A 25,091-nucleotide genomic window follows, 5' to 3' on the forward strand; every position below is an offset into this window, starting at 1 on the left:
CTACGAAACGCCCATTTCCAAAAGCCTAAAGACACTAAGCCTCGCTCTCAAAAAACCCTAACCTATGACCTCATCGGCATAAGCACATAAACAGAACGATCATCAGATGGATCTCGCACGAGCATCTGCGATGTCGAATCTTTAAAATTCATAACAAGGCCCTCATCAGTGGCCTGTGCACATATGTCCATAAGATAGCGAGGATTAAAGTTTATAGAAAACACGTCGCTGGAGTCATAACCAACCCCATGGATCCTTTCTATCCCAGAACCATACTGTTCGCTATATGCAGAAATCGACATCTGAGAATTTTGCAACGAAACTCTAACCGCACGATTTTTTTCAGGGCTCATCATAGCAACTCTGTCGACGCTGTTAGCAACCTCTTTAGCAACAACAGATATGCTAAACGAAAAATCCTTCGGAATAGCAAGATTATAGTCTGGAAACTTTCCTTCGACGAGTCTTGAAGAAAAGCACACATCTCCAAATTCAACTAATATCTGGCTTGAAGAAAAAGAAATCCTTGCAGAACCTTCGCACCTCTCTAACAGCTTGCTCAGTTCATTTATCGACTTTCTTCCAACGATAATGCTAGGCATGTCCTTTGAGGCCCCAGCAACATTTATACAGCTAAGCGCTAACCTGTGAGCATCTGTTGCAACCGCGCATATTTTCTCGTCGTCTATATGGAAGTATAAGCCATTAAGGACATGCCTAGACTCATCTGTCGACATCGCAAACTTAGTTTTGTTTATCAATTGCCTAAGCAAACTTCCATCGATTGTAATGCTGTTTTGAAGCGCGCGAGGATGAATTTGAGGAAAATCAATAGCAGGAAGTGTAGGCAGTTTGAATTCAGAATCAGCGCTCGTGAGAGTGAGAAACTGGGCATCCCCCTCAGACGTGCACATAGAAATGTCCGAATCCTGCGTAAGCTTACGAACTATATCGAACAGCATATGAACAGAAACTGTTGTCTCCCCTGCAATCTCCATCGAACACGGCACCATCTCAACAAGACTAGCTTCCAAATCAGTCCCAGTTAAAACCAACGCACCTCCACGACCGTCTTGCTCATTGCTAGCAACAATCAAAACATGAGAAAGAATCGGAACAGTGCCCTTACGTTCAACAATACCGCTTTGAAAAGACAGCGCCCTTAAAAACGGCTCCCTATTTATGCATACCTTCATGCATATACCTTAGTCAGCAAAATGCCATAATATATGGAAATTTATCAATTTTTTAACATAAAACGCAAGCTCTTCCGTGAAAAAAGCCAAATAAGCCGAAAATCTACGATCCCACTCGAAAAAATGAACGGCAAAACGCTGCTAAAAATACCAGAAGTATGGAGCTAGGCGGGATCGAACCGCCGACCTCTGCAATGCCATTGCAGCGCTCTCCCAGCTGAGCTATAACCCCTCGATGATAATATACCCTCGGTTTTTATCTCAGTCAAACCTTACAGAAATTTTCATGACTACGCGAAGCAACAAGCCGAGCCCTGGCGGAATCTACTGAAAACAGCAAATACTTTCCACATACAAGCGATAACAAAAATCAAAACGAAACCGTTACGAAAAATTTAACATAAAAAAACCGGCCAGAATGAAACCGACCGGTATACTTCCTCAGTCCATTAAAACAGCAAAGCTTGTTTTTATTAGTGTTGCTGAGCGCCCATTAAAGATGGGGAAGGGCTGAGCAATTGCTGGCAAAACTCTATTTTCTTAGCAATGTTGCTAAATTGAGATGGATCTACATTTCCTGGAGAAGTCGCAAAACCGCCGCCAATCATTGGTGGCTGTCCAAGAGGGGGAGGTCCCATTCTCGACATCAATCCAGGCATTGGAGATAGGCCTGGGGAAAGATTCATCGGAGGTCTTTGTCCAATAGGGACAACCACTCCAGGTCTCTGCATTACTTGGGCCATAGGAGCGCCTGGAGCTGGAGCATCGTCATCATCATCATCTTGCCCTTCAGACTCCGGAGCCTCCGCCTGGGGCAAGTTGCCCTGTTTTGGTTGTTGGATAGCAGCGTTATTCATTTGCAGCTTTGGAGCCTGAATTCCAGGAGCGACTTTCCCGCCAGGATTATTTTTCTGAGCCGCGTTAACGCTTGCTCCAACAGAAGCAACCGCTGCCAATACAGTAATTAACAGTATTTTTTTCATATTATTCTTTTCATTGTCTAGCTAATATAATTAATTATATGCTGCTTATAATAAACAATTAGTTAAAAACAACAAGGAACAAAGTGCCCGTTGCCAGAGTCGAACTGGCACGGCTGTTAACCGGCAGATTTTAAGTCTACTGTGTCTACCAATTCCACCAAACGGGCCTAAGGATATTATATTGCAGATCACGCGGCTCCAGGTCAATAGGCTTAGCAATATGATTCAGATTCTCCAGAAACATCCATAACAAGCAACAAAAGTCGACTTAAACTATGGTATTACAAAGCAGAGCACAAGTCGTGGCTATTTGATAGCTTTTTCCATCATCTGCCTTATATATGCATCTACGCTTTTTTCTATAATACCTGCAAGGTTATGCTCTATCCAGTCTTTGATAAGAGGCTCCGCCAGGTCGGCCAGAAACTCCTCCATACTTTTATTCTTCATAGATGCCTGCTTCCTCTCGTTTCTTATTGACAGAGCTTTAAACAACGGGTCCATCGCTTTCATAATTGCTTCTGACGGCTCCTCCGCTCTATTAAGCTCAGGCTCTTTACTGCCATGAACCTTATGCCTGTCTTTTAATTCTCTTGAATCATCAATAGGACGGTTTAGGTCTATCACGTTAGACTCGTCGAACTGGTCCTGCCCATCACCCTTATAGATCATACCTTTAATAGAAGAAAGAATCTCTTCCATACTCTCGTCTCCTGCATGATCTCTACCAAAAAAATGCTTCTCCATCAATAACAACGACAAAAAGTGAACCTCTGATTTTACCATATACCTTTTGTCAAAACAATAAATTATTATTTTATTTGTAGAAAATTTACACTCGATTTCCAAATTACATTCAATTTCCGAGCGTAAAAAATATTTTTTGCATTTGAGCAAATTTTTACCTCAGATGAATTTTTCCACCAAAATACTTCTATGCGAAAAAAATATAATGCAGGCTAACCTAGACCACAACGCAGCTAAGTATATCTGTGGTATAATTGGGTTTATTTTAGATAAATCTTTTGTGCGTGAGCGTAATCATCGAAGAAAAATGGAAAAAGGCCATCCTATTCGCAATACAACACACTCCGGACGGCCCTGGCGTGTATAAAATGCTCGATGTTGCTGGAGTTGTGATGTATGTGGGAAAAGCAAAAAGACTTCACCCTCGACTTTTGAGCTATACTAGAATCGACTCGCTTAGCAACAGAATCAGACGCATGGTAGTAAGAATCGCGTCTGTAGAAACCATAGCAACATACACAGAAACAGAAGCTCTTTTACTTGAGGCGAACGTAATAAAAAAATCGCAGCCGCAATACAATATACTTCTCAAAGACGGAAAATCCCCATTTTATATAACAATAGACAGCTCTGATTTTCCTCGACTTGAAAAACAAAGAAAACCTTTTAGAAACACATGTAAATCTTTTGGCCCATTTCTTGAGTATGTAGACGAAATGCTGTCGTCGCTCTACCAGATTTTCTGCATCAGATCGTGCAGCGACAGCGTTTTCAAATCGAGAAGCCGGCCATGTCTGCAGTATTATATAAAACGTTGCTCTGCTCCATGTGTAAAAAAAATTTCTCGCGATGAATATACGGCATCTGTGAAATCAGCCATAGAGTTTCTTAGCGGGAAAAATGAAGATATAAAAAAGCAGCTGATAAAAAAAATGGACGAACAAAGCAACAACCAAAACTATGAAGAGGCAGCAAAAACTCGCGATAAAATTAAGGCGGTAACAGCGCTTTTGAAAAAACAGTTCATTCACGCAAAGTCAATCAATAACGCTGACGTATTAGCTGCTCAAGAAGAGCTAGGGGTTGTTTGCGTAGTTGTTGTGCGCTTTCGTTCTGGAGCAAATTATGGAAGCGAAGCGTTCTTTTTTAACGCTCAAGACATTAGTGAAAATATCAGAGCTGATCAAGAATTTGGAAACTCAGAAATTATAAAACACATTCTGCACGCATTCATCGTACAATTTTATGACAAAATTTCTCCGCCAGAATTAATCCTATTAAGTCATGTTCCTCACGAACTTCCGCTTATAAAAAATGCTTTAGAAAAGAGATTTAGCCGCCAGCCCGTGCTTCACGTCCCAAGAAAGGGAGAAAAAAAAGAAATAGTGCAACAAGCGCTTGTCAACGCCGGAATCGCGCTTGGCAAAAAAATCTCCGATTCGCGTAGAGTCGCAGACGCTATTGGCGAAATAAAATCTTTTCTTAAACTCGATAGAGAAATAAAAAGAATAGAGGCGTTTGACAATAGCCACCTGTTCGGAACAGACGCTCTCGGCGCAATGATAGTAGGCGGTCCTGATGGGTTTTATAGAAAATCATATAGAAAATTTTCTATGACAAATTTTATGGGAGACGACTACTGTATGATGAAAACTCTACTCAAGCGCAGACTGGAAGACCAAACCATCAAAAACCTGCCAGATGTAATCATAATAGATGGGGGAAAAGGACACCTTAACGCAGCTATAGAAGCTGTTGCTGATACAGAAGCAAAAAACATACGAATAATCTCAATCGCTAAAGGTGAAAACAGGAATGCTGGAAACGAAGTTTTATATACGGATTCCGGCGATGAAATTCGCTTCAAAAACAGCGACCCAGTTCTTCAATACATCCAAATCCTTCGCGACGAAGCTCATAGATTCGCGATAACATCTCATAGAAACAAAAGAAAAAAGCGAATGATTAAGTCTATACTTGGAGAGATCAGAGGTGTCGGAGAGACGAGGAAAAACGCTCTATTAAAAAACTTCGGGAGTATCGACAAGATAAAAGATGCGAGCATAATCGAGCTAGAAAGCGTTCCTGGGATCAGTCGCTCTATGGCAAAGGAGATTTTTGAATTTTTTCGCCAGAACCGCTAATCATAAGCCCACAACAAACAGAAGACAGCTTAATTTCCTCGCTTGCATATTAATCCCTCAACCTCTCTCAGAAAAATCGCAAAGCAAAACAGCATTATTTGCATCCAAATCTATTCGCAATACGGCTTTGTTCTTATATAAATTTCGGAGATCCTTCTAGCATATTCTCTAAATTCAAGCAGTTGTTTTCCAGAAAGACTGCAAAGTGAGGCCATTTTCACTGATGTAGGATCAATATGTTTCCCTCCTCTGAGAACTTCAAAGTGGAGATGAGGACCTGTTGTTCTTCCAGTAGCGCCAATAAAAGCTATTTTTTGTCCCTGCCTAACAATTTTGCCAACTCTCATACCTTTCGCATAGCTGCTTACATGAGCATAAGCCGTCTGATAGCCTCCGCCATGCCTTATTAAAATGTAATTCCCATATGCGCCGAAAAAACACATTTTCTCTATAACGCCATCTCCAGCAGCCATAATTGGAGTTCCTATCGGAGCCGCAAAGTCAACGCCCTTATGAAGCTTAGTATAAGAAAGTATTGGGTGTTTCCTCTTACCAAACCTTGACGACAAACGCGCTCCATCAACTGGGGTTTTAAGAAACACTTTCTGGTTAGAGACCCCGCATTGATTATAAAACACAGCCTTGGGCGCGCCAGAAGGCCTGTGTTTATAAAGCCTATACTCCCTTCCGCTTACAGTAATCTTGGCGCACATTATCCCGCAAGGTTGTCGAACGCCAGAGTCCTTATCAACGATTTCTTTATATAAAACAGCAAACAAGTCGCCAGGCTGAAGGTCTAATTGAAAATTAACGTCATAGCTAAACGCCTTTATAAACTCGCTCACTACTGCCGGATCGGCCCCTGCTTTTATCATATCCTTGTATATGTTTTTTCTCACCTTGCCATCAATGCGGACATACTCACTCGATATTGTTGTTTTTATTTTTTTGCACAGGTATTTTCCATTCTTGTCGCGAAAAACCCTAAGAGAAAAAGCTATCTCCGGCTTTATTTCAACCGATAGCAGCCTTTTTTCGGATGCCCCCCTCCTGTTTTGAAAACATTCATACGAAACACTTACTTCCTGGCCAGCTTTTATAAATCTCATATCAAGTTTTGATGAGAGGGCGCTTACAGAGGAATATACCTGGTCTCTAGGAAGGCCCATCGATATCAAAAAATCTGAAACACTTTCCCCGCATTCAAGATCGTGCGATTCCTCGACTACCCTTTTGAAATTCCTATGTTTTTGACCTTTTATTCCCATTATGGAATCGTAAGTCTCGTAAATTTCTTTTCGATATTTTTCTACATCTATAAGCTCTATGTCTTCATTATCGCAAAACTTATGCTTGCTGCTCAATTCGCCAGACCTGCTATAAAAATAAACAAGCCCCCAAATATACGTGCAAATCATAAAAAATGTTATGACCGTTTCATTGAATAATCTATTCAACAGAGCTCGACGCACAAACACCACCCAAAAAACAACGGACTTTATGCGTGAACAGAAAATCCTGGTAGTATTAGCAACATGCCCTAAAAACTTTTCTCGAAAAACAAGCCACTTCTCTCTCACGATTAAACCCGCTCACTTACAGTTTTTGGAACTTATATAAACGCCACCAGCACATCTAAGCAGCCCCCCCACACCGCACAGCGCCATGGCCACACCATAGGTCACGCGGAAAATATAAAACATGTTCACACTAATATAGACACATACGCACCCATAGCAAAGCCTTTATTTTCAGAAATAAAGCATCACTATGCTAATGGGCACCTTGGCATCGCTGCATTTTTCTCTATCACAGATGCAAACTGAAACAATTTCCCCTCTTGGAATGGCGCAGCAATCAACTGTAGCCCTATCGGACGCATATGCTCGCTCACTCCACCCGGAACACTTATCGCGCACACACCAGCGACATTTATCGGAAGGGTCAACATGTCATTCAAATACAATGTCACAGGGTCTGTTGGCGCATCGTCAGATCTAAACGCTGTTGTCGGAGACGTTGGACTCAGCAGCACATCTATTCCTCCTGAAAACGTATCCATAAATTCTTTCGCAATCATTGCCCGAACTTTTTGTGCCTTTTTGTAATACGCATCATAATATCCGTGAGAAAGAACATATGTTCCGATTATGATTCGCCGTTTCACCTCCCAACCAAACCCTTCCGCCCTGCTTTTTTTGTATAACCCCTGCACATCTATGAAACTATCGGTCCTGTGGCCATATCGAATACCATCATACCGCGCTAGGTTTGACGATGCTTCCGCCGGAACAAGCACATAGTAGCAAGCCATTGCATATTTCAAGCTCGGTATAGAAACTGAAACTATCTCACATCCAGCTTCGCGGAGCCATCTCTTCCAGTTTTCCCAAGCAGAAGCTACGCAAGGCTCAAGACCGTCGGTTTCCCATTCTTTTGGGATTCCAACTCGCATCCCCTTTATAGATTTGCCTATTTTCTCAGAAAACAGCGGCACTTTCTCTTTAGAAGATGTAGCGTCGCGCGGATCGTGCCCGGATATAACCTGAAGCATCTTTGCGCAGTCTTCTGTAGACCTCGCAAACACTCCGGCCTGATCAAAAGAAGACGCATACGCTATTATTCCAAACCTAGAGCATCTTCCATACGTCGGCCTCACACCAACAACTCCACAAAACGACGACGGTTGACGAACAGACCCGCCCGTGTCGGTCCCGAGCGCTACGAGAGCAGACATAGCTGCGACAGAAGCTGCGCCGCCGCCAGAAGACCCTCCTGCAAGACATTCAGTATCCCACGGGTTACGCACCTCACCAAAAACACCTGTATTACTGGCAGACCCCATCGCAAATTCATCCATATTTTGCTTGCCAACAGATACACAGCCAGCACTTTTAGCAAGCTCTGTCACATGCGACTCATATTGCGGAACGAAATTATAAAGCATACGCGACGCAGCCGTCGTTCGTTCTCCCTTTGTGCAGAATAGGTCTTTTATACCAATCGGAACGCCTTCCATACTGCGAGCCTCGCCCTTAGCTATTCTCCTGTCGCTTTCTCTTGCTGCATCCATAGCGCTCTCCTCAGAAAGCGTAATATATGCATTTAAATGCGCAGTTTCTTTCGCCCGAGATATATACGCGCTTACCAATTCGCTCGCAGAAAAATCCTTATTAGAAAGTCCTTTTTGAACTTCCTCTAAGCCCAGCTTTAATAATTCTCTCATACCATCAACCATCAAAATACTATTATTTCATCCCGAAAAACAAATCTGTTTACACGAGCGAAAATAAACATTAGCTAAATAAATTTTGGAACAACAAATGTTCCGCCCTCTGTAAGCTCGCAGCTTTTCACAGCCGAACAAGATGCAGAGTCAGAATCTTCGGCCAAAACATCCGACCTCATCCCCATCTCTTTTCCTTCGAAAAAATCAGCCTTCGCTGCGTCCGCATCAGACATTTGATCTATCATACCCAGAATACCGTCTACATCCGACGCCATCCTCGCTACTTCATCTTCAGAAAGCTCCACACACGCCAACTCCGAAACTCTTTCTATATCTTTCACGCTCACCATACAGTCGTATAAGCCCACCACACACACTTTTGACGCTATCACGTAAAACCTATTTTTTCAATGGATCGCGCGCGTGTACCATTAACAAAAGCCCCTAGACCGAGCGCTTTACACGCCCTACAGTAAATTATATGGTAAAAATAGGTTTACAAAAACCAGCTCGAAACTATAGCATGTCAAGCTAGTATAATCATTTGAAGATTAAAACCTTTCACAATCTCATCAATATTCAAAAAATGCCGAATGCTTGCATAGAAAAAATAGAGCTCGCTATACAGAAAAGCATGTCTGAAATAGTCAGCAGAAAAAGCGAAAAGATCGCTGTGGGGCTCTCTGGAGGAGTGGATAGTTCATTGCTAACGTTTGTTTTATCCAATAAAGCTTCAATTCATGGCATTGAAGTAAACGCTATTATAATAGACCACGGGCTTCGAGGAGAATCTAAAAGCGAAGCAGAATCTGCTGCAAAATTCGCTCAAGATTGCGGTGCAAAACCAATAATCATTAGGTTGGCATGGGATATCCCTCCGAAAACCCAACTACAAGAGCTGGCACGCAAAAAAAGATATTCAGCGCTTCTTGCTGCATGCAACGCCATAGGCGCGCGCCACATGTTCATAGCCCATCATATGGATGACCTTCTCGAAACAGTGATAATGAGGCAACAAAAAAATAGCTCCAGCCGCGGAATGGCTGGCATTTCTTTGGTGATTCCGCGCCATAACATATACATAATTCGCCCACTGCTCGCAATTCCTAAAAGCTCTATCCTATCCGCCGCAAAAACCATAGGTATACGATGGACAGACGACCCGTCCAACAGCGACCAAAGATTTACTCGCGCTCAAATAAGGCCTAAGGTTGCATCTATGCCGGCCGAAGAAAAAAATTTTTTATTTCTAAGCTCTCGCAGAGCCGCAATTTCCAGAGAAAAGGAAGCTGTGAGAATATCAGAATTCACAGGTCCGCTTATATATTCATGCGATTTTTCAGGCGCGCTCAAAATAAATATCGAACCACTTTTAAAGCATGACCAAAAAGAAATAGAGTGGGCGCTTTGGCATTGGATTCAGCATACTGGCAACTGCTCCTCTGTTAGAAAACTAGGAAGCCTAAAGTTACTGTGGGACAAAATCCGCCGCTATGCATCGAATACATCATATAAAAGCGGGCCTAGGATAATTTCGTGCCTAGGAGGCTGCATGTTCGTAATTTCGAAAGAGGGTCTGCTTTATGTAATAAGAGAAAGCGGAAGAATTTCTTCAAGCCAAAAGGAGCTAATATCTGAAAAAGTGATGATAAATTGCAAGACCCATTTTTTCTGGGATAGAAGATTTTTTTTCTCAACAAGTAATACTGATGATATTATAAATAAAAGACAATATTACGAGGCTGGCACAGGATTTATAAATTCCCTCATACAAAACTCTCTTCCAGACCTATCGCCACAGACAGAGATAGCTTGTTGCAAGCTTTCTCCATACGCTCCGCCACTTCCTGTATTTGTCGCGTATTAAAGTGCATTTATCGATCAACAACAAAACAAAGTCTATCAACTCGCATAAACCCGCCTATGCCAATTTTCTATTTTTCTGAAAAGATTTTAAAAAAATTATTACGTTTTCAAGGCTCATCCCCCTAGAGCCCTTTATCATAACGATATCGCCGCGAGCACACATGTCTTTAATCTCCCGCGCTATATCAACAGCTGGCTTTCCAAAAACGCTTTCACATCTAATAGAATTATTCTTTCCTGCTTTTTCCATATGATGCCCACAGAAATATATCCGATTTACACGATGAGAAATTTCACCAGCAATAAACTCGCACAGTTCGTCATGAAGGCGATCTGAAAGGTCTCCCAGCTCCAACATATCACCCAAAACAATTATCTTTTTACCACTGGTGCTATAGTCTTTAACCCTACTAAGCGCCGCTTTCATAGACGCTATGCTAGCGTTATATGTTTCGTCCATTATTCGCAACCCGCTTTCCAACTCGATGATATTCCCTCTCCCACCAATGGGAGAAAAGTCACGCAAAATGTCACAAAACTCTGCGGGGTCTTCCCCTAAAGACAATATACAAGACAATACTTGCAAGCTAACATACACCCAGTGATAACCGATATCCTGAAGCCTATATGATACAGGCTTTCCACAGATCTCAGCCCGTACAATCACCTCTTGGCATCTTTCGTACCTCTCTGCATCTATAAGTCTAACTATACTTTTTGAGTCTTTGCCAAATGTCACAATGTTAAATGACTCTCTATGCGCTGATGTTCCTATTTTCCTAGCCGCAGCAAACATATAATCAAAAAGAGCAGAATCGGCGTTTAGAATCATACATTTTGTTGCATCGCTCTCAAATACCTCTAGCTTTGCGTCTGCCAAGTCTTCCATGGAAGAAAATTCTCTCATATGGCTTGCCGTAACATCAGTTATTATTGCTGAATCTGGCCTTGCGATCTCAACAAGGCCTCGAATCTCTCTCGCTTTGCTCATACCTAGCTCAAAAATTCCAAACTTTGTGTTCGCCGGCATCCTTGAAATACTAAGCGGAGCCCCGATTTCATTATTTAAATTACCTTTTGATTTATGAGTAGCAAATTTTCTTGATAAAAGCATTGCCACGCCCTCTTTCACAGAGGTTTTCCCAACACTTCCTGTAATAGCAAGGATTTTGGCTTTGCTACGAGCTCTAGCGGACTTTGCTAAAGACAGAAGGGCTCCAAAAGTGTCTTTAACAGATATTAGATTCTGAGACGAAATATCTCTTCTTTTGTTTCGCAAAAATTCCTCATCAACAATTCCAGCAGAAGCGCCAGCATCAAATGCTTGTCCTATAAAATCATGACCATCAAAATTAACTCCGCGCAGAGCTATAAACAAATCGCCTCGCTCTATAGTCCTGCTATCTATGGACACCCCGTAAACACCAGAATTAACAAATCCACACCCTCCAGTGTGTAAAAGTAGCTCTTCTGCGCTCCATAGCACTTTTTTCTCACTATACATAAAAATAAACCTCTGTCATAAGCCAATAACTAGCGCCCCACGATAAGAATAAATCGAAACCGCAGCTATGACCAGAAACAACTCTTTTTCTGAACCAAAAAAAATCAGGCAAGAAATTGCAAACATAGGTTATAACGCCGCCATTTGCTCTGCAAAGCGCACTGCATCGTCAAGTCCTATTTTCACCTCTTTTAAAAATTTTTCTTCATCGCTTAGAAATGACGGAGGATCTATGGGACGGCCCATAACAAGCGCACCTCTGCCAAGCGGAAGCGGCACGATAAATCGATCCCAAGACGAAAGCTTTATGCAATTTTTAGTTGCAAACGACAGCGGATACACTTTTTTTTGAGACAAAAGAGAGAGAGAAAAAATCCCACTGCTAACGTGCCCAAAAGGCCCCCTAGGACCATCAGGAGTAATTCCGATAGACGCACTTCTGGATTTTAGCATCTTAAGCATTGCCCGAAGAGCGCCAGCGCCCCCCCTAGACTTTGATCCATATATCGTATCTATCCCAAGATGAGCAACTGTTTTAGCTATAATCTGTCCGTCAGAATGCCCCGAAATTAACATAAAGAACGGAAATTTCCTATTCCACGTAAACGGAGCCATAGCCATTCTCCCATGCCAAAATACGAATATAGCCGGAACGTTATCAGAGTTCACCTGATCAAGACCATAAACCTTCCACTTTGTTGTTTTATATACTAACAACAAGTACGCAGACAAAATTCTACCCAAAACTCTTTGCATAAAAGAAGATTTTGTAATCCTTTTAAATGTCCGCTTGACAAATCCAACTAGTTTCACAAACCTCACCACAACTAACTGTCTAAAACACATACCATAGTGCTGTTATCCGTCATACACTTCCAGCCAACCTCTTGCATTATAAATCAAATTATTACGCTTCATTTATAAAGCTTCAAAAAAAGCTCTAATAACAAAAATAAACACAATTAAATTTTATTTGCGAAGCAAAATATTGACCGCTATTTCCCCGTCTGACGAACAAAAAGAAACCGACGCCCCTATAAATTCAGCCAACAGCTTTATATACTCTGCATAGCTTTCACTAGCCGAGGAAGCACAAGATCTGCCAGTTAGTATCTCCTCATCCCTGCTCAATAGGGCTATCTTATCAGAAACAAACGACACTTTTATAGAATTTTCATAGAACATAGCTGATATAACGCCGCTTTTCGTAGAAGACTTCTTTACAAACCACAAAACTATGGCAAAGACTAACTGCCCAACAAACGGGTCTGATACAGAAACGTTATCAATATCGAGCGTTATTCTTGTCGTAGCCTTTAGAAAATCTTTTGCATATAGCACGTTCTTAGAAAAGTCAGCTACACGCCCAGCGTACCCAAAAACAGCTCTAAGAAACACGAAAGTGCTTCTTATCTGCATACTTGACCTTATCAACAAAGAGCTAACATCCTTACGAGTTTCATCATCAGCGTCGCTCAAAAGCTCTATCCCGGCAAGTATTGCGCTCATAGGAGATGCCACATCGTGCAACACCTGAGACAACAAAAACTGCTCAGAAGCCAAAATTCTTTTCTCAGTAAGCCTCTGCCCTTCATTACGCGGTGAATCCATATCATGCACAGCTTTCATTCGTACATAGGCAAACAGTCTATACAAACAATCCTTAATAAAAAATTAACAACGGCTGTTGCGGAACTTCCTATGCGCAAAAAACTTCGTATAATTGATTATATCGGAGAGCATCATAACAGATATTTCCCAGAATTCTCATAAAAACAGCCTTAAAAAAGCCACCACCAACAGCAAAGCGCCTCTCGCTAACCCTTTTTACTTCACCAAAAATCTAAGCTTATATCCTTTCTCGCACCATTTCTTCACTTTTATAAAACGTTCTCTGAATTTTTGATCAATCTCGCTAAGCCTAACATACTTCCCATCTGATGTTATTATCAGAGGATCTATGCCTCGAAATTTAGGGCGTATATGCACGTCAAAAGGCCCGCAGACAACCTCTTCAAACGAAGAATGGACAAGTTCGCATGCTCGCATATACTTCCTTATTTCTTGGTCTTGAGAACTTCTCAATGCCTCTATAATCTCACCATCTTTTCCAAAGTGTATCGTATATTGACTTATAAGTCCGAGCTTTATTGCTCTTTTCACCGCCTTTGAAAAATAGTGGTATATAGCCGAATTCCATTGAGCGCCCCACAGCTTTCTAGTAAAATGAAGAGGTAGCATCGCAAATACTTTTGCAACTCTGGCATCGTCAAAAAACCATTTTCCGTCTCTAAAATACAAATGAGCAACTATGTTTTGCGCCTCTGCAGTTGTAATAAGATTAGCTAGCACGGCTGTATGAATATTATACTCTATTCTGTCTGCGCACATATCAGGCAACGGACGCTCCAGCGCTGTGTATTGTGACAACTCTGGGTCAAGTTCTTCTATGGTTGTATTATACGACTGTAATATAGCGGGAACATCTGTTTTGCGCAGATACCTTATGTGTATCAAGTCTTGATAAGAACGCTCTTTCGCTTGGTCTACACCATAAATCGTATCCCCCAAATGCGAAAACGCAGTGTGAGACACGTCGTGCAAAAGCCCAGTAGCCAGTTCTTTTTGGCAGCATTTCACTTTAATGAGCAAAACAAGGACCCCCTTACAATGATCTGCTCTAGAAAAATGTGGAGCTAATCCAAAATACGTAGGAGGGCCAGATTGATCAACGTTATCCATCCTGCTCAGAGCCTTAGAGTCTAGCAGCCTCTCTATCATAGGGTCATCGATTTCAGTCCTCCCCCACTTCACATTTATACCAGCGCTCCCAAGCGCCCCCATAGAAAAAATAACGCTTGCGACACTTACAGCCATTTTCATCTTATACATACAATTCCCCCGATATTTCAATCACTTACGCCTTCCCGGCGCATCACTAATTATTTGTTATATAGCAATAATTTTCCAGCATCTTTCGTGAATTAAATCAGAAAATTTTGTCAAAACACCAGCTATTTCACTCATCCGCTTTTTCCAGTAGAATGCGGTATGGAGCCAGAGGTTTCATCTCTGGGTTATGCGTTTTTTATGAATACAGAAAGCGAGCACTTTTTGTTTATAGGCGGCAACGATGACGCGAAAAAGAAGCGCGCGAATAGGAACATTTGGGCACTAAGCATCGGAATGCTTCTTATGAACGTTTCTTCGTCTCTAGTCTATATTTGCATGCCGTTTTTTTTTAAATACTGCTGTAATTTGAAAAGCGGCTTAGCAGGCGCCATAGAGGGTATTGTAGAGGGGTTTTCTCTTCTAATAAGGACGTTCGCAGGGTCTCTGAGCGATATAGCAAGAAAACGCAGACCGTTTATAATAACAGGGTATTTATTTACGTTCTTAGCGCGCGCTTTCATCGCGGCTTCATCATCCATCGATTCCGTTCTTCTTGTCATATCATCCAGATTTTTGGACAAGCTAGGTAACGGTATTCAAGCAAGCCCAAGAGAAGCGCTAATAAGCGACTCTGTATCGTCCGACATTATAGGAAAGGCATATGGATTTAATAAAGCGTTTGGACTAATAGGGTCGGTCGCAGGCTCTTTGCTAGCCCTTTTGATATTCGTCTGGCTTGATAAAGTTAACTTCACAATTCTCTTCTTCACAGCAAGCTGTCTTTCTCTTTTTGCAATACTTATCGCCGTTGTGTTTGTAAAAGATGTTGATATAGAAGAAAAAAGCTCAAAACGGCAAAAACAAAACCTTTCCAAAAATTCATCTATAAAAATAAAACACGCTGTCGCAAAGCTACGAGAATTTTCATTTGAATATTGGAAGGTAGTATGCGTAGCGTCACTTTTCAAGTTAGGCTATTTCAGCGGAACATACATGATGCTTCTGTTCAGCGATAGCAAAATCGGATCTTTTTTCTTTCTGGATTTTGCCAGAAAACCGCACATAGCGGGCCCTATAGTCATGCTTATACAAAACGTTATGAGCGCCGCGTTTTCTCTGCCATTCGGCAATTTCTCAGATAGACAAGACCGCCGCGCTAGCGTGGCCATTGGTCTTTCTTGTATGCTTGCTTCTCTTTTATGCTTCGGGTTGTTTGCAAGCAGCTCTATCTTTGTGTGTATAGGAGTGGCGCTCTATGGCATACAGATGGGGATGCAAGGAGCCCTTCTTGCCCTTTTATCAGACACAATGCCAAAAGAGCTCTCTGGAACCGGGTTTGGGGTTTTTTATACGTTCACTGGAATCAGTGTTATATTAACCAACTGGGCTATTATGGGACCTATCTGGGACTCATATTCTCCGAGCGCCGCTTTTCTTACTGTATGCATGCCAATAGCGCTTTCTCTTATCGTTCTCTCCTTTGTGAAAGCAAATCCAACTAAGAACCGCTAAACTCAGCCATAGCAAAAAACAAAAAAAAGAGGTAAGAAATGCCGGATGTCGGACTCGAACCAACGACCTACTGATTACAAATCAGCCGCTCTACCAACTGAGCTAATCCGGCCCACAGCTGATACTAAACGCTATACAATAGAAATTTCAATAGCTGCTCTGAATTTTATTGCAGCAGCCCACGCTATGGACCATTTCAAAAGACGCTCTTAAAAACAGATTACCGGCGTAATGCGAGGCGTTTTCCTCGTCGGTTCACCTCTTCTTTGCGCCTTAATTTCCCATGTTTAAATTTCCGCAGATATGCAGCATAATTAATCGATTGTTAAATGCTAGACATTTTCCAAGCTCACAACTAGAGGACAGATGAAGTGCCGCATTGCAGCTCAGCGTCCGTGTACTAGCTGAAAAACGCAGGCTTTTGGAAAAATCTAGGCGCTTTTTTTGGAGGTTTTTATGCCAATTGTTATTTCTATGCCAGCTCTTTCGCCAACAATGGAATACGGACACCTGATTGGATGGCATAAAAAAGAAGGCGACTCTGTCTCTGTGGGAGACGTACTTTTCGATGTTGAAACAGACAAAGCCGTAATGCAGGTTGAGTCTTCAGAAAGCGGAGTAATCGCAAAAATACTAGCGAGTGACGGAACAGAAAAAATAGCCGTAAACACTCCTATAGCTGTTTTGACAGAACGCTCAGACAGCCCCTCTGATGTAACCTCTTTTATAGAAAAAATACTGTCATCGTCAAGCCGGCTAACTAAAAGCGAAGAGCCTTCTGAGACCTCATGTTCTCAAAATGCGTCACCAAACATCAATTCAGAAAATCGCAGAGCCATTTCTCCTCTAGCAAACAAAATTGCTAAGAAAAGCGGAATTGACGCGCTAAGCGAACAAATCACTGGCTCTGGTCCTCGAGGCCGCATTATAAAAAAAGACATAGACGCGTTTATAGAATATTCAAACAAAAAACAGTCTGGTTTGTCGCATACTCGCGCATATATCGACTCTTCTGTTAGTTCTATTAGACGTGTAATTGCAGACGTCCTGGGAGAGTCAAAAAGAACCGTCCCGCATTTCTATGTATCGACCGATTGCGACACAAGCGCGATGCTTGATCTTCGTCAAAAAATAAATGACACCCTGATAGGAAAGAAAGTATCTGTAAACGATATGATAGCCAAAGCGTGCTCTCTCTCTCTTCTGGATGTTCCAGAGATGAACAGCTCATGGAGAGAATCGTTTATACGCCGATATGAGTATGTTGACCTTGGAGTCGCTGTTTCTATGGAAGGCGGCGTAATGACCCCAGTTGTACGAAACTCAGATAAAAAGAGCATAGTGCAAATCTCTGATGAAATACGATTGCTGATACAAAAAACACGTGATAAAAAGCTTCCTCCGGAAGAATTTCAAAATGCAACGTTCACAATAACGAACCTTGGCATGTTTGGGGTTAGTAATTTTGATTCGGTAATAGTTCCACCTCAGGCTGGAATTTTGTCTATAGGAGAAAGCGCGCAAAAACCTGTTGTTCGAAATGGTAAGATAGAAATAGGAAACGTGATGACCGTCACCATAGCAGCCGATCATAGAGTAGCCGACGGAGCCGTTGCAGCTAAATTTTTAGGCGTATTTCGTAATTTCATAGAAAATCCGTTAAAAATGGTCCTATAGACCATGTCATTTCCGCGCCATAGGATGAGAAAGGTTTGCGGTATTTTTCGCAAGATTAATAGCGCATTATTGACTATATACCTTTTTTTAAATATCATTCCAACAGCGCGTCAGGTTCGCGTTTTTTATAAAGGAGGTTATAAATGTTTTATCTTAATAAGTTGGTATTTTTGAGCATACTGTCTTTCTTTGCATGTTCTGCGGCTCAGGCAACTGATGAGCCAAAAAAGGAAGGAACTGAGCAGCAGCAGCCTGTCGAGGAAAAAGACAAGCAGCCAGAAGATCAGAAGAATGGCGAGAAGAAAGACGACAAGTAACAGAGGAATTGTTTCCGTACAAATATGGTCTAGTATTTAGACGATTCGGGTTCAGTTCTGTTTGCCTTCTGGCATTAGGGACTGTTCTCTGTGTTGGAGAGCGGTCCTTTTTTCTTTTTTTTATGTGATAGAACAAGTGTTTGTTGTTGTTCTTAGCGCATAGCGTTCGCGGTCATTTAGCGCCCTTGTTTTTCTATCATCAGGTGCGGAGCTCAGTCCGAGCGGCTTTTGGGCTTTCAGTTTTATGGATTTTATGTATGCGGTGGAAAGATGGAGGCATCGTTATCGGCTCCAAAAATTTCGGGGAAAATAAACAAATAGTAAGCATATTGACAAAAGATCATGGGCTTTATAGCGGGATGCTGCATGGATCGGCCAGAAAAATCGGTCATTTCTTTTGCGGGACGTTTGTATTCGCTGCTTGGAGCGCTCGTCTTGAAGAGCAGCTTGGAGTATGGACTATAGACGGCCTCGACAACACACACATTGTTAGAGCTCTCGACCACAGACTCTCTTTACAAACGGTAACTACATCATGCTTCCTGGTAAAGGAACTTTTACCAGAGAGAAACCAATGCGAGAGTGTTTTTGTATGCTTGTCTAGACTTGTTATTTACGCATCGAACGCAACCGCTATGAACAGGAATGAAGCTGTAAAACGTTTGATTATCGGCTATGCAAGGTTGGAAAATTCCATTCTATATGAGCTGGGCTATCCAAACCCTGCGGTGACAAAATTTCTACTAGAATGCGACGCTCACAGCAACCCAAACGTAATAAAAAGCACTTTACTTCTTCTAAACAAGACCAACTCATTGTTTGAAAGACACTGGCCCAACAAATTCTCACTCCAAAACGCTCGAAAATCCTTTATAGAAACAATAGGAAAAGAAGCGGCTAAAATATAGCGAAACATAAACTAACGCTATGTCGCAGATGATTGCGCAACACACCACAAGTATACGAGCACAATTTAGAGAAACTAGTATATACGAAAACATGGCCTATGCCGTTTAACCATAGGACAGTCGTGGCCTTACAAACTACAAAGGAGCCAATACCGGACTCACGAACTACATATTTAACCATACGCTAAACTACTCTTTGCTCTAGGCTTTGTTTATTTCCAACAGTTTAAAATTTTATACTGATATAAGTGTGTTTGAAAAAAACTGTGCGCCGTCTATGTCAACTCTATTAATATTGGAGCATGGTCGCTGGTTCTTCTAGCAGCTCTATACTCTCTACACACTTCATATGACTTAAGCGCCTCTGCCGCAAATGGTGACAGAAAAAACGCGTCTATTCTTAGGCCGTCATTTCTCTCAAATGACCTACCTCTATAGTCCCACCACGTTGGAGAGTGCCCTTCGCTGCCAGTCGACATTCGAAAATTCTTCGCTTTTTCAGACGAATTCTGCCTCATGTTCGCCACCTCATCAAAACTGTTTACCAATTCGCTGGTATCCGCCCTCTCTGTCAAATCTATGTTTTTTTTAGAAAAAATTTTTTCGCATACGCATAGTCTATCAATCAAAGCCGCATCCCTCCAGCCGCTTATAGCTTCAACAAGCATCTTTCGTTCTTCTTGCGAACACAAAATTTGCCCCTCCCACTTCTCTTTAAATACAACGTCCTCTTGCGAAGGAGTTACGTTATAATCTCCGCCTATAACAGCTTTTTCTTCTAGCTTCAACAAACCGGAAAGGTGCCGTCCCATGTTCTTGAAAAATTCATTTTTATATCCAAACCTGCTAGACCAAAAAGACGTTCCGTTTGGAGCATACACGCTCGCGACTCTCAGATCTCCAACAATACACTCTATATACCTAGCTTCAGATATAGAAGTTGAAAAAGTACATTTATAAACGTCATACATCTGGCGCTTAGACAGTATCGCCACCCCGTGAAAGGACTTTTGCCCATACACAGATGCCTCAAATCCAAGATCTTCGAAAAACCCTATCGGAAACGCCACATCCTCAACTTTTATTTCTTGTAAAAGCAAAATATCTGGAGATTTATTACTTATAAAACTATGTATTACCGGAAGTCTAGCTCTAACAGAATTTACATTCCATGATGCGACTAATGCCACGTTTCCCACTTTTTCTTGAGACCATCCACCTACCGTTAATTATCACGCCACTGTATTTTATGCAAATATTTTTATTATTTCTTTGACAAGTGGTGGAATTTTTGTTAGAGATTTGTCATGTGCCTGCTTGTATTAGTTGGAGTGCAGCGCAAGGTGGTATGAGCGGATAGAGTGTGCGTAATTTGTTGGTTTCGCTTGGTTTATGCTTACATTTTTTTAGAAGTTTTGTGTGATCATGTTGAGGTGTAAGTAGTTGTGTCAATTATGAAAGGGAGATCTTTAATGAAAAAGGATTATAGAAAATTGTTTGGTGCGCTTGTTGTATGCGCGTTGGTAGCCAGTCTTGGAGGCGGGTCTTTCGCTTCTGGCGATGAGGCGCAGTCCAAAAAAGGAGTCGCTAGCGGAGAGGATAGTAAAAGCTTAGATTCTGAGAAAAAGGAAGAAAAGATTGATGGCGCTCCTGGTGCCTCTGGCAAAGAGCCTTCTTTAGAAAGCGGAAAAGAAGGATCGGACAGTAAGATAGAAGATCAAAAAGACAAGAAAAAGTCTTCTAAAGGCGGAAAGAAAGCAAAAAAAGCGAATAGGTCTAAAAGAGCTGGAAAATCCAGGTCTCGCCACCACGCGTCTGCCCAATCTTGCGGATGCTCTGATGCTAACGAATCGAATCAGAATGGCATTTATAAGCAAATAGCCCCTGGATCATCGTGCGAAGCTATGTCAGGAGTTCCTTCAAACTGTTCAGCTACTAAGCCTGCCGCCGAAGAGAAAGCAGCTCTTCCAGAAGAAAAAAAGCAGAGCAAGGATGGTGAGGCTTCCCCGAAAGAGAAGCCCGCAGACAGCGAAAAGAAGTAAAGTTACGCTTTGTTTGACAAAAGGGTGGACAGATTGCTCCTGTTCCTCCCTTTTTTTTACAAAAAAATATAAGGACCTACCTATCAATAGGCGAGGAGGGCTCTAGTCACCGGCCTCTAGCACTTACAAACGCTTTGCACCCACCGCGATATGACCACAGATAGCGTCAAACACAAACAACTTATCCGAGTCCTACCGCTTACGTTAACTATCAGAAACACATAACAGGACCCAGCTCGGTTGTTACGGTTGTTATTCTTGATTTTTTAATAGGCCTTATAGTACCATATATCGTTCGTTCTTAAGTATTACAGGAGATGCAGTGGACATAATCTCGTTTGCGACTTCGTCGTTTGTACAGCTTCTTGTGGTTGTCAATCCGTTTGTAGTTGTGCCCTTTTCAATAGCCCTAACCGCCCACTTGTCTCCGAATGAAAGATGGGACACATCCGTGCGCGCTTGCGTGATTGCTTTTTTAATAATGGCCCTGTTTGCGCTGTTCGGGCAAAGCCTACTAGATGCTATAGGAGTTACTGCTAGCGCTCTTAAAATTGCAGGAGGTATACTGTTATTCCTAGTCGCATACAGCATGATCTCTGGCGGAGGGAAGTCTTCTTCCAAAAACTCCGACGAGCCAAAGCAAGATGTTTCGGTGTTTCCTCTAGCGTTTCCTTTTATATGCGGGCCAGGAGCTCTCACAGTTATAGGAGCTTGCGTGACAAACGCCACAACAGCAGGAGTCATTGTTACCAAGTCCGTTATGGTGGTTGTCATACTTGCAGTGTCTGCTATTATGCTATTCTCTCTCGCTGCGCAAGACATAATAGCTAAAGCGCTTGGAGAGTCTGGGAAAAATCTGTGTCAACGCTTGTTCGGTCTTCTTCTTGCTATGATGGGGGTTCAGCTGACGATAGCTGGAGTTGACAGCATTAATAGGCCCTCCTCCCAAGCTTATTCATCTACAGCGCCCGTGCAAGAGCTAGACAGAAAGCCGTCTTGACCGGTATTGTAGCTGGTAATTTAATATATGCCGCTCGCCTTCTCTTGGCTTTTCCAGTAGAAATTTTAGCGGCGTTTTATGTGTGAGCGCACAAAAATGAAAAATAGTGACAAAATATGTTATGGAGAGTTTGTAGAAAGATTTAAAGGTGGGATACCACTGTACAGCGAGTCCGCGTTCAAATATATGAGAAAAGCCGGAGAAATAGCAGCAGATACGCTGGATTTTGTTGAGAAATTTATAGTACGCGGCACAAAGACTGAAGAGCTAGACGCTTTGTGCGCAGAATTTATAAATAGTCGCGGAGCAACTTCTGCCTGCCTAGGATATAAGGGCTTTCCGAAGTCTGTATGCATATCTGTAAACCATGTCGTGTGTCATGGAATACCATCTTCCAGAGCTCTCGCCGACGGAGATATAGTCAATATAGACGTCACTGTTATATTCGATGGTTGGTATGGAGACACGAGCAAAACGTTTTGCGTAGGGAAAGCGCATCCGAGAATTGAGAAATTAGTAGAAATTTCGAAAGAAGCCCTCGAGGTAGGAATAAAATACGCCGCCCCTGGAAATACCCTATCTGATATTGGAAGAGAAATACAAAAATTCGTGGAAGAAAACGGATTTTCCGTAGTACGTGACTTTTGCGGACATGGAATAGGAAGAGTATTTCACGATCTTCCTCAGGTGCTACACTTCTATGATAAAAATGACAAAGTCATACTGGAAAAAGGAATGATTTTCACGATAGAGCCCATGGTCAATGCTGGGAAACACAATGTAAAATCGCTGCCTGACGGGTGGACAGTGGTCACTAAAGACCGCTCTTTTTCTTCGCAATTTGAACATACCATAGGCATAACAGCAATCGGATGTGAAGTGTTCACGAAAGGATCGGTGCAAAAACAAATACAGCTATAAAAGCCCTACAACAACCGAGAGAGCTCGCCTTATCATGTATAAAGAGGAGAGCAATTAGCAATATCGGAGTCGGGAGAGTCTTTTCGTAATCTTGAGGCATACCGTTGTTCAGCCCGGCATCAACGAAGAGCATTTGGGAAAATATATGTATGCATATCATTTGCTCAAGCCTTTTTCAATTTGCCAATAAAAAACTAAGCGGCATATTGAAAATTACAAATTCAAAAAACAGCAAACGCCTTTCTAAAACAAAAATCCATGCCAGACTCCTATTACCAAAACCGAACACAGGACAGCGCGCGCAGCAGACGCTGCATCAAACTCTTGGCCTAACAACTATAACAATACAACGGCAAACACAAACGCGGCACCACCATGAAAGCACCATAGCAGAGCCGCGAACCATACCGGAGTGCACCGGTAAGCATTTTTACTAACACACAACCTTTTTCTCTTCCACCGCCTTTTTAAATGTCCTACCAAGGTAAAGCGCAAAGAAAAACCATAAAACTACAAGAGGAAACCCAACAAAACCACTCAAAGTTAGGTAATGCACACGCCCAGCAACCTTCCCAAATATTGACTGAAGCGGACCAAGCAACATATTAAACAACGACCCAGTCTCCTTAGACGCGCGCGATCCAAAAGTCTCAATCCACGCCTGAGCTTTAAACTTTACATCTGTGCTCGTCGGAATGTAAAGTTGCTTCAAAGCAGGCCCATTAAGCGCATAATTTATAGCTTTAGACCCAACCATAAGTGCAAACAAAAAGCTAAGAGAGTTGATTGTGAGAAAGCTAAAAAGAGCCGTTCCAACTATAATAGGCATCGCCGCAAGAGCAACCCCAACTCCCAGAAATCTAGTCACATTACTTATCCCAAACAGCAAACACAACAACGAAACTGTATTTACGCTCGACCCATAAATGCTTAGATAATTACTAAGCGCTACACCAGAGTATATGCTACCCGCCGCTAACTTAAAATTAAAATCGAATATAGTAACTATAATCTCGTATATAAAGTTACAAGCAAACATACCAAGAAGATACTTATGAGAAACCATAAGCTTCAACCCTTCCAAGAATCCAGGCTCCTCTTTCTCTTCATGCTTCTTCTTTTCGGCTACCTTCTTATCCGAACCATCCTGAAATGACGCTAACAGATGCTTAGGCGTAATTTTCAAAAACAACTTAAATAAAGGAATTATCGAAAGAACAGCGCACGCAAGAATAACAACAGAGATAGTATCCGTGGCCAATCCCAACCTATGCGGCAAACCTCCTATACTATACGGAAATATTATGCCTCCAATCTGCCCCATAGCAACAACCAAAGGAAATCCTCTTTTTGCAGAAGTAGGGTCAGTTGTATCTGTAGAAAATGCCCAAAACAATGCAACAACAAGAGAACCAAAGCTCTCTACAAAGAAATACCAGATATACCCCAGTGACTTAGTCGCTATGAAAGGAATCATCGAGCGCGCCGCAATTTCCTCGGCCGCCCCCTGAGTCACAAACATAAGAGCAGCAAAAAAGAACAACGATATTCCGTAGAACGACGGTAAAATCACAAGCATCTTCTCGCGAGAAGTGCTTTGAAGAAGCTTTGTATAAAACATAACAAGCGGCAGAAGCGCAAGAACAGAAACCGTCTTTGCGTATGGAAGCTGCATCTTATCCACAAGCTGAATAAATATAGAATCCTTAAGTGGACGAAGCGTCCAATAGGAACCTATTATAAGAGCAAACATAGCTCCTAGGCGTAAAAATTTCTTAAATTCTTCTCTTTCAAATGTCCCAAAGTTGAACTTACATAATCTCATTAAAACTTGAAGCATTTCAACAACATCTCCTTTTCAAAACAACACGCGAACACACTATAGGGAAACTAAACTCCACTCCCAACGCGTCATCACAATAAACTTTCACCGTCAAAATTCTACCACTTTTCCATAGATTTTCACAGCAATTTTATGCAGTTAAAAAGTTTTATCCAGAGATTTTCCAAAATCTCCTTAGCCTTTATTAAAAAAAGATTTTTATTTTAAAATTTTTCATTTTATTCTATTGCTCCAGAAAAATAGCAGAAATACGCAGGTTTATTTTTTTAAGAGAAAAATTTTTATGCAATTGCGCTTTCTACAGCTAGCT

21 protein-coding genes and 3 tRNA genes are annotated in these 25,091 nt (G+C 41.9%); 9 read left to right on the forward strand and 15 right to left on the reverse strand.

The genetic code is table 11. From position 1 onward, the window contains the following. Positions 1–62: 62 nt before the first annotated feature. The 5 genes from dnaN to HYD_RS02345 all read right to left on the reverse strand — a co-directional run bounded on the left by dnaN (position 63) and on the right by HYD_RS02345 (position 2,965). A complete protein-coding gene (gene dnaN, locus HYD_RS02325; RefSeq protein WP_236864550.1) occupies positions 63–1,196 on the reverse strand; it encodes a DNA polymerase III subunit beta in 1,134 nt (377 codons plus the stop codon). A gap of 159 nt (positions 1,197–1,355) precedes the next feature. Next, positions 1,356–1,428, reverse strand: a tRNA-Ala gene (locus HYD_RS02330). A gap of 241 nt (positions 1,429–1,669) precedes the next feature. Next, positions 1,670–2,179 (reverse strand): hypothetical protein, encoded by a 510-nt coding sequence (locus HYD_RS02335; RefSeq protein ID WP_236864552.1) that lies wholly within the window; start codon positions 2,177–2,179, stop codon positions 1,670–1,672. A gap of 84 nt (positions 2,180–2,263) precedes the next feature. Next, positions 2,264–2,346: transfer RNA gene (locus HYD_RS02340), tRNA-Leu, on the reverse strand. A 139-nt stretch (positions 2,347–2,485) separates the two neighbouring features. Then, on the reverse strand, positions 2,486–2,965 hold the full coding sequence (locus HYD_RS02345; protein WP_236864554.1) for a DUF2497 domain-containing protein: 480 nt from the start codon (positions 2,963–2,965) through the stop codon (positions 2,486–2,488). Positions 2,966–3,210: 245 nt separating this feature from the next. On the opposite strand from HYD_RS02345, the gene uvrC reads away from it, so the two are divergent. Further along, the gene (gene uvrC, locus HYD_RS02350) at positions 3,211–5,070 is read left to right on the forward strand and encodes an excinuclease ABC subunit UvrC (protein ID WP_236865811.1); all 1,860 of its coding nucleotides are present in this window, start codon (positions 3,211–3,213) and stop codon (positions 5,068–5,070) included. A 110-nt stretch (positions 5,071–5,180) separates the two neighbouring features. Here uvrC and HYD_RS02355 read toward each other — a convergent pair whose 3' ends face one another. The 3 genes from HYD_RS02355 to HYD_RS02365 all read right to left on the reverse strand — a co-directional run bounded on the left by HYD_RS02355 (position 5,181) and on the right by HYD_RS02365 (position 8,649). Further along, positions 5,181–6,650: a M23 family metallopeptidase gene (locus tag HYD_RS02355; protein WP_236864556.1), complete on the reverse strand. Its 1,470-nt coding sequence runs from the start codon at positions 6,648–6,650 to the stop codon at positions 5,181–5,183. 188 nt (positions 6,651–6,838) lie between these two features. Then, positions 6,839–8,296 (reverse strand): Asp-tRNA(Asn)/Glu-tRNA(Gln) amidotransferase subunit GatA, encoded by a 1,458-nt coding sequence (gene gatA, locus HYD_RS02360; RefSeq protein ID WP_236864558.1) that lies wholly within the window; start codon positions 8,294–8,296, stop codon positions 6,839–6,841. Between the two features lie 74 nt (positions 8,297–8,370). Then, the gene (locus HYD_RS02365) at positions 8,371–8,649 is read right to left on the reverse strand and encodes an Asp-tRNA(Asn)/Glu-tRNA(Gln) amidotransferase subunit GatC (RefSeq protein ID WP_236864560.1); all 279 of its coding nucleotides are present in this window, start codon (positions 8,647–8,649) and stop codon (positions 8,371–8,373) included. Positions 8,650–8,885: 236 nt separating this feature from the next. On the opposite strand from HYD_RS02365, the gene tilS reads away from it, so the two are divergent. Beyond that, positions 8,886–10,166 (forward strand): tRNA lysidine(34) synthetase TilS, encoded by a 1,281-nt coding sequence (tilS, locus tag HYD_RS02370; RefSeq protein ID WP_236864562.1) that lies wholly within the window; start codon positions 8,886–8,888, stop codon positions 10,164–10,166. Positions 10,167–10,220: 54 nt separating this feature from the next. Here tilS and HYD_RS02375 read toward each other — a convergent pair whose 3' ends face one another. The 4 genes from HYD_RS02375 to HYD_RS02390 all read right to left on the reverse strand — a co-directional run bounded on the left by HYD_RS02375 (position 10,221) and on the right by HYD_RS02390 (position 14,561). After that, entirely contained in the window at positions 10,221–11,669 is a 1,449-nt protein-coding gene (locus HYD_RS02375; protein WP_236864564.1) for a UDP-N-acetylmuramoyl-tripeptide--D-alanyl-D-alanine ligase, read from the reverse strand. Positions 11,670–11,798: 129 nt separating this feature from the next. Then, complete coding sequence (locus tag HYD_RS02380) at positions 11,799–12,482, reverse strand: lysophospholipid acyltransferase family protein (RefSeq protein WP_236864566.1); 684 nt, start codon at positions 12,480–12,482, stop codon at positions 11,799–11,801. 156 nt (positions 12,483–12,638) lie between these two features. Further along, positions 12,639–13,280: a hypothetical protein gene (locus HYD_RS02385; protein ID WP_236864568.1), complete on the reverse strand. Its 642-nt coding sequence runs from the start codon at positions 13,278–13,280 to the stop codon at positions 12,639–12,641. 216 nt (positions 13,281–13,496) lie between these two features. Beyond that, positions 13,497–14,561: an HD domain-containing protein gene (locus HYD_RS02390; protein ID WP_236864570.1), complete on the reverse strand. Its 1,065-nt coding sequence runs from the start codon at positions 14,559–14,561 to the stop codon at positions 13,497–13,499. Between the two features lie 198 nt (positions 14,562–14,759). Between HYD_RS02390 and HYD_RS02395 the strand changes: the two genes are divergently transcribed. Then, positions 14,760–16,073 carry an MFS transporter gene (locus HYD_RS02395; protein WP_236864572.1) on the forward strand — a complete coding sequence of 438 codons (1,314 nt, stop codon included), beginning with the start codon at positions 14,760–14,762 and terminating at the stop codon, positions 16,071–16,073. Positions 16,074–16,112: 39 nt separating this feature from the next. On the opposite strand, the gene HYD_RS02400 is transcribed toward HYD_RS02395, so the two are convergent. Continuing rightward, positions 16,113–16,185 (reverse strand) — tRNA-Thr (locus HYD_RS02400). A 344-nt stretch (positions 16,186–16,529) separates the two neighbouring features. Here HYD_RS02400 and HYD_RS02405 point away from each other — a divergent pair. The 3 genes from HYD_RS02405 (at position 16,530) to HYD_RS02415 (ending at position 18,975) form a co-directional block, all read left to right on the forward strand. Further along, positions 16,530–17,750, forward strand: a complete 1,221-nt coding sequence (locus HYD_RS02405; RefSeq protein WP_236864574.1) for a dihydrolipoamide acetyltransferase family protein — start codon at positions 16,530–16,532, stop codon at positions 17,748–17,750. Between the two features lie 143 nt (positions 17,751–17,893). Further along, on the forward strand, positions 17,894–18,067 hold the full coding sequence (locus tag HYD_RS02410; protein ID WP_236864576.1) for a hypothetical protein: 174 nt from the start codon (positions 17,894–17,896) through the stop codon (positions 18,065–18,067). Between the two features lie 257 nt (positions 18,068–18,324). After that, complete coding sequence (locus HYD_RS02415; RefSeq protein WP_236864578.1) at positions 18,325–18,975, forward strand: recombination protein O N-terminal domain-containing protein; 651 nt, start codon at positions 18,325–18,327, stop codon at positions 18,973–18,975. Between the two features lie 275 nt (positions 18,976–19,250). Here the strand turns inward: HYD_RS02415 and HYD_RS02420 are convergent, their stop codons facing one another. Beyond that, positions 19,251–20,174 (reverse strand): exodeoxyribonuclease III, encoded by a 924-nt coding sequence (locus HYD_RS02420; protein WP_236864588.1) that lies wholly within the window; start codon positions 20,172–20,174, stop codon positions 19,251–19,253. 273 nt (positions 20,175–20,447) lie between these two features. Between HYD_RS02420 and HYD_RS02425 the strand changes: the two genes are divergently transcribed. The 3 genes from HYD_RS02425 (at position 20,448) to map (ending at position 22,938) form a co-directional block, all read left to right on the forward strand. Then, positions 20,448–21,017, forward strand: a complete 570-nt coding sequence (locus HYD_RS02425) for a hypothetical protein (RefSeq protein ID WP_236864589.1) — start codon at positions 20,448–20,450, stop codon at positions 21,015–21,017. Between the two features lie 322 nt (positions 21,018–21,339). Beyond that, positions 21,340–22,017: a MarC family protein gene (locus HYD_RS02430; protein ID WP_236864591.1), complete on the forward strand. Its 678-nt coding sequence runs from the start codon at positions 21,340–21,342 to the stop codon at positions 22,015–22,017. A 96-nt stretch (positions 22,018–22,113) separates the two neighbouring features. After that, a complete protein-coding gene (gene map / locus HYD_RS02435; protein WP_236864593.1) occupies positions 22,114–22,938 on the forward strand; it encodes a type I methionyl aminopeptidase in 825 nt (274 codons plus the stop codon). A 433-nt stretch (positions 22,939–23,371) separates the two neighbouring features. Here map and HYD_RS02440 read toward each other — a convergent pair whose 3' ends face one another. Then, positions 23,372–24,778 (reverse strand): NTP/NDP exchange transporter, encoded by a 1,407-nt coding sequence (locus tag HYD_RS02440; RefSeq protein WP_236864595.1) that lies wholly within the window; start codon positions 24,776–24,778, stop codon positions 23,372–23,374. Between the last annotated feature and the right edge of the window lie 313 nt (positions 24,779–25,091).

It is taken from the genome of Candidatus Hydrogenosomobacter endosymbioticus (genome assembly GCF_021654655.1).
GTDB classification, from domain to species: Bacteria; Pseudomonadota; Alphaproteobacteria; order Holosporales; family GW7; genus Hydrogenosomobacter; species Hydrogenosomobacter endosymbioticus.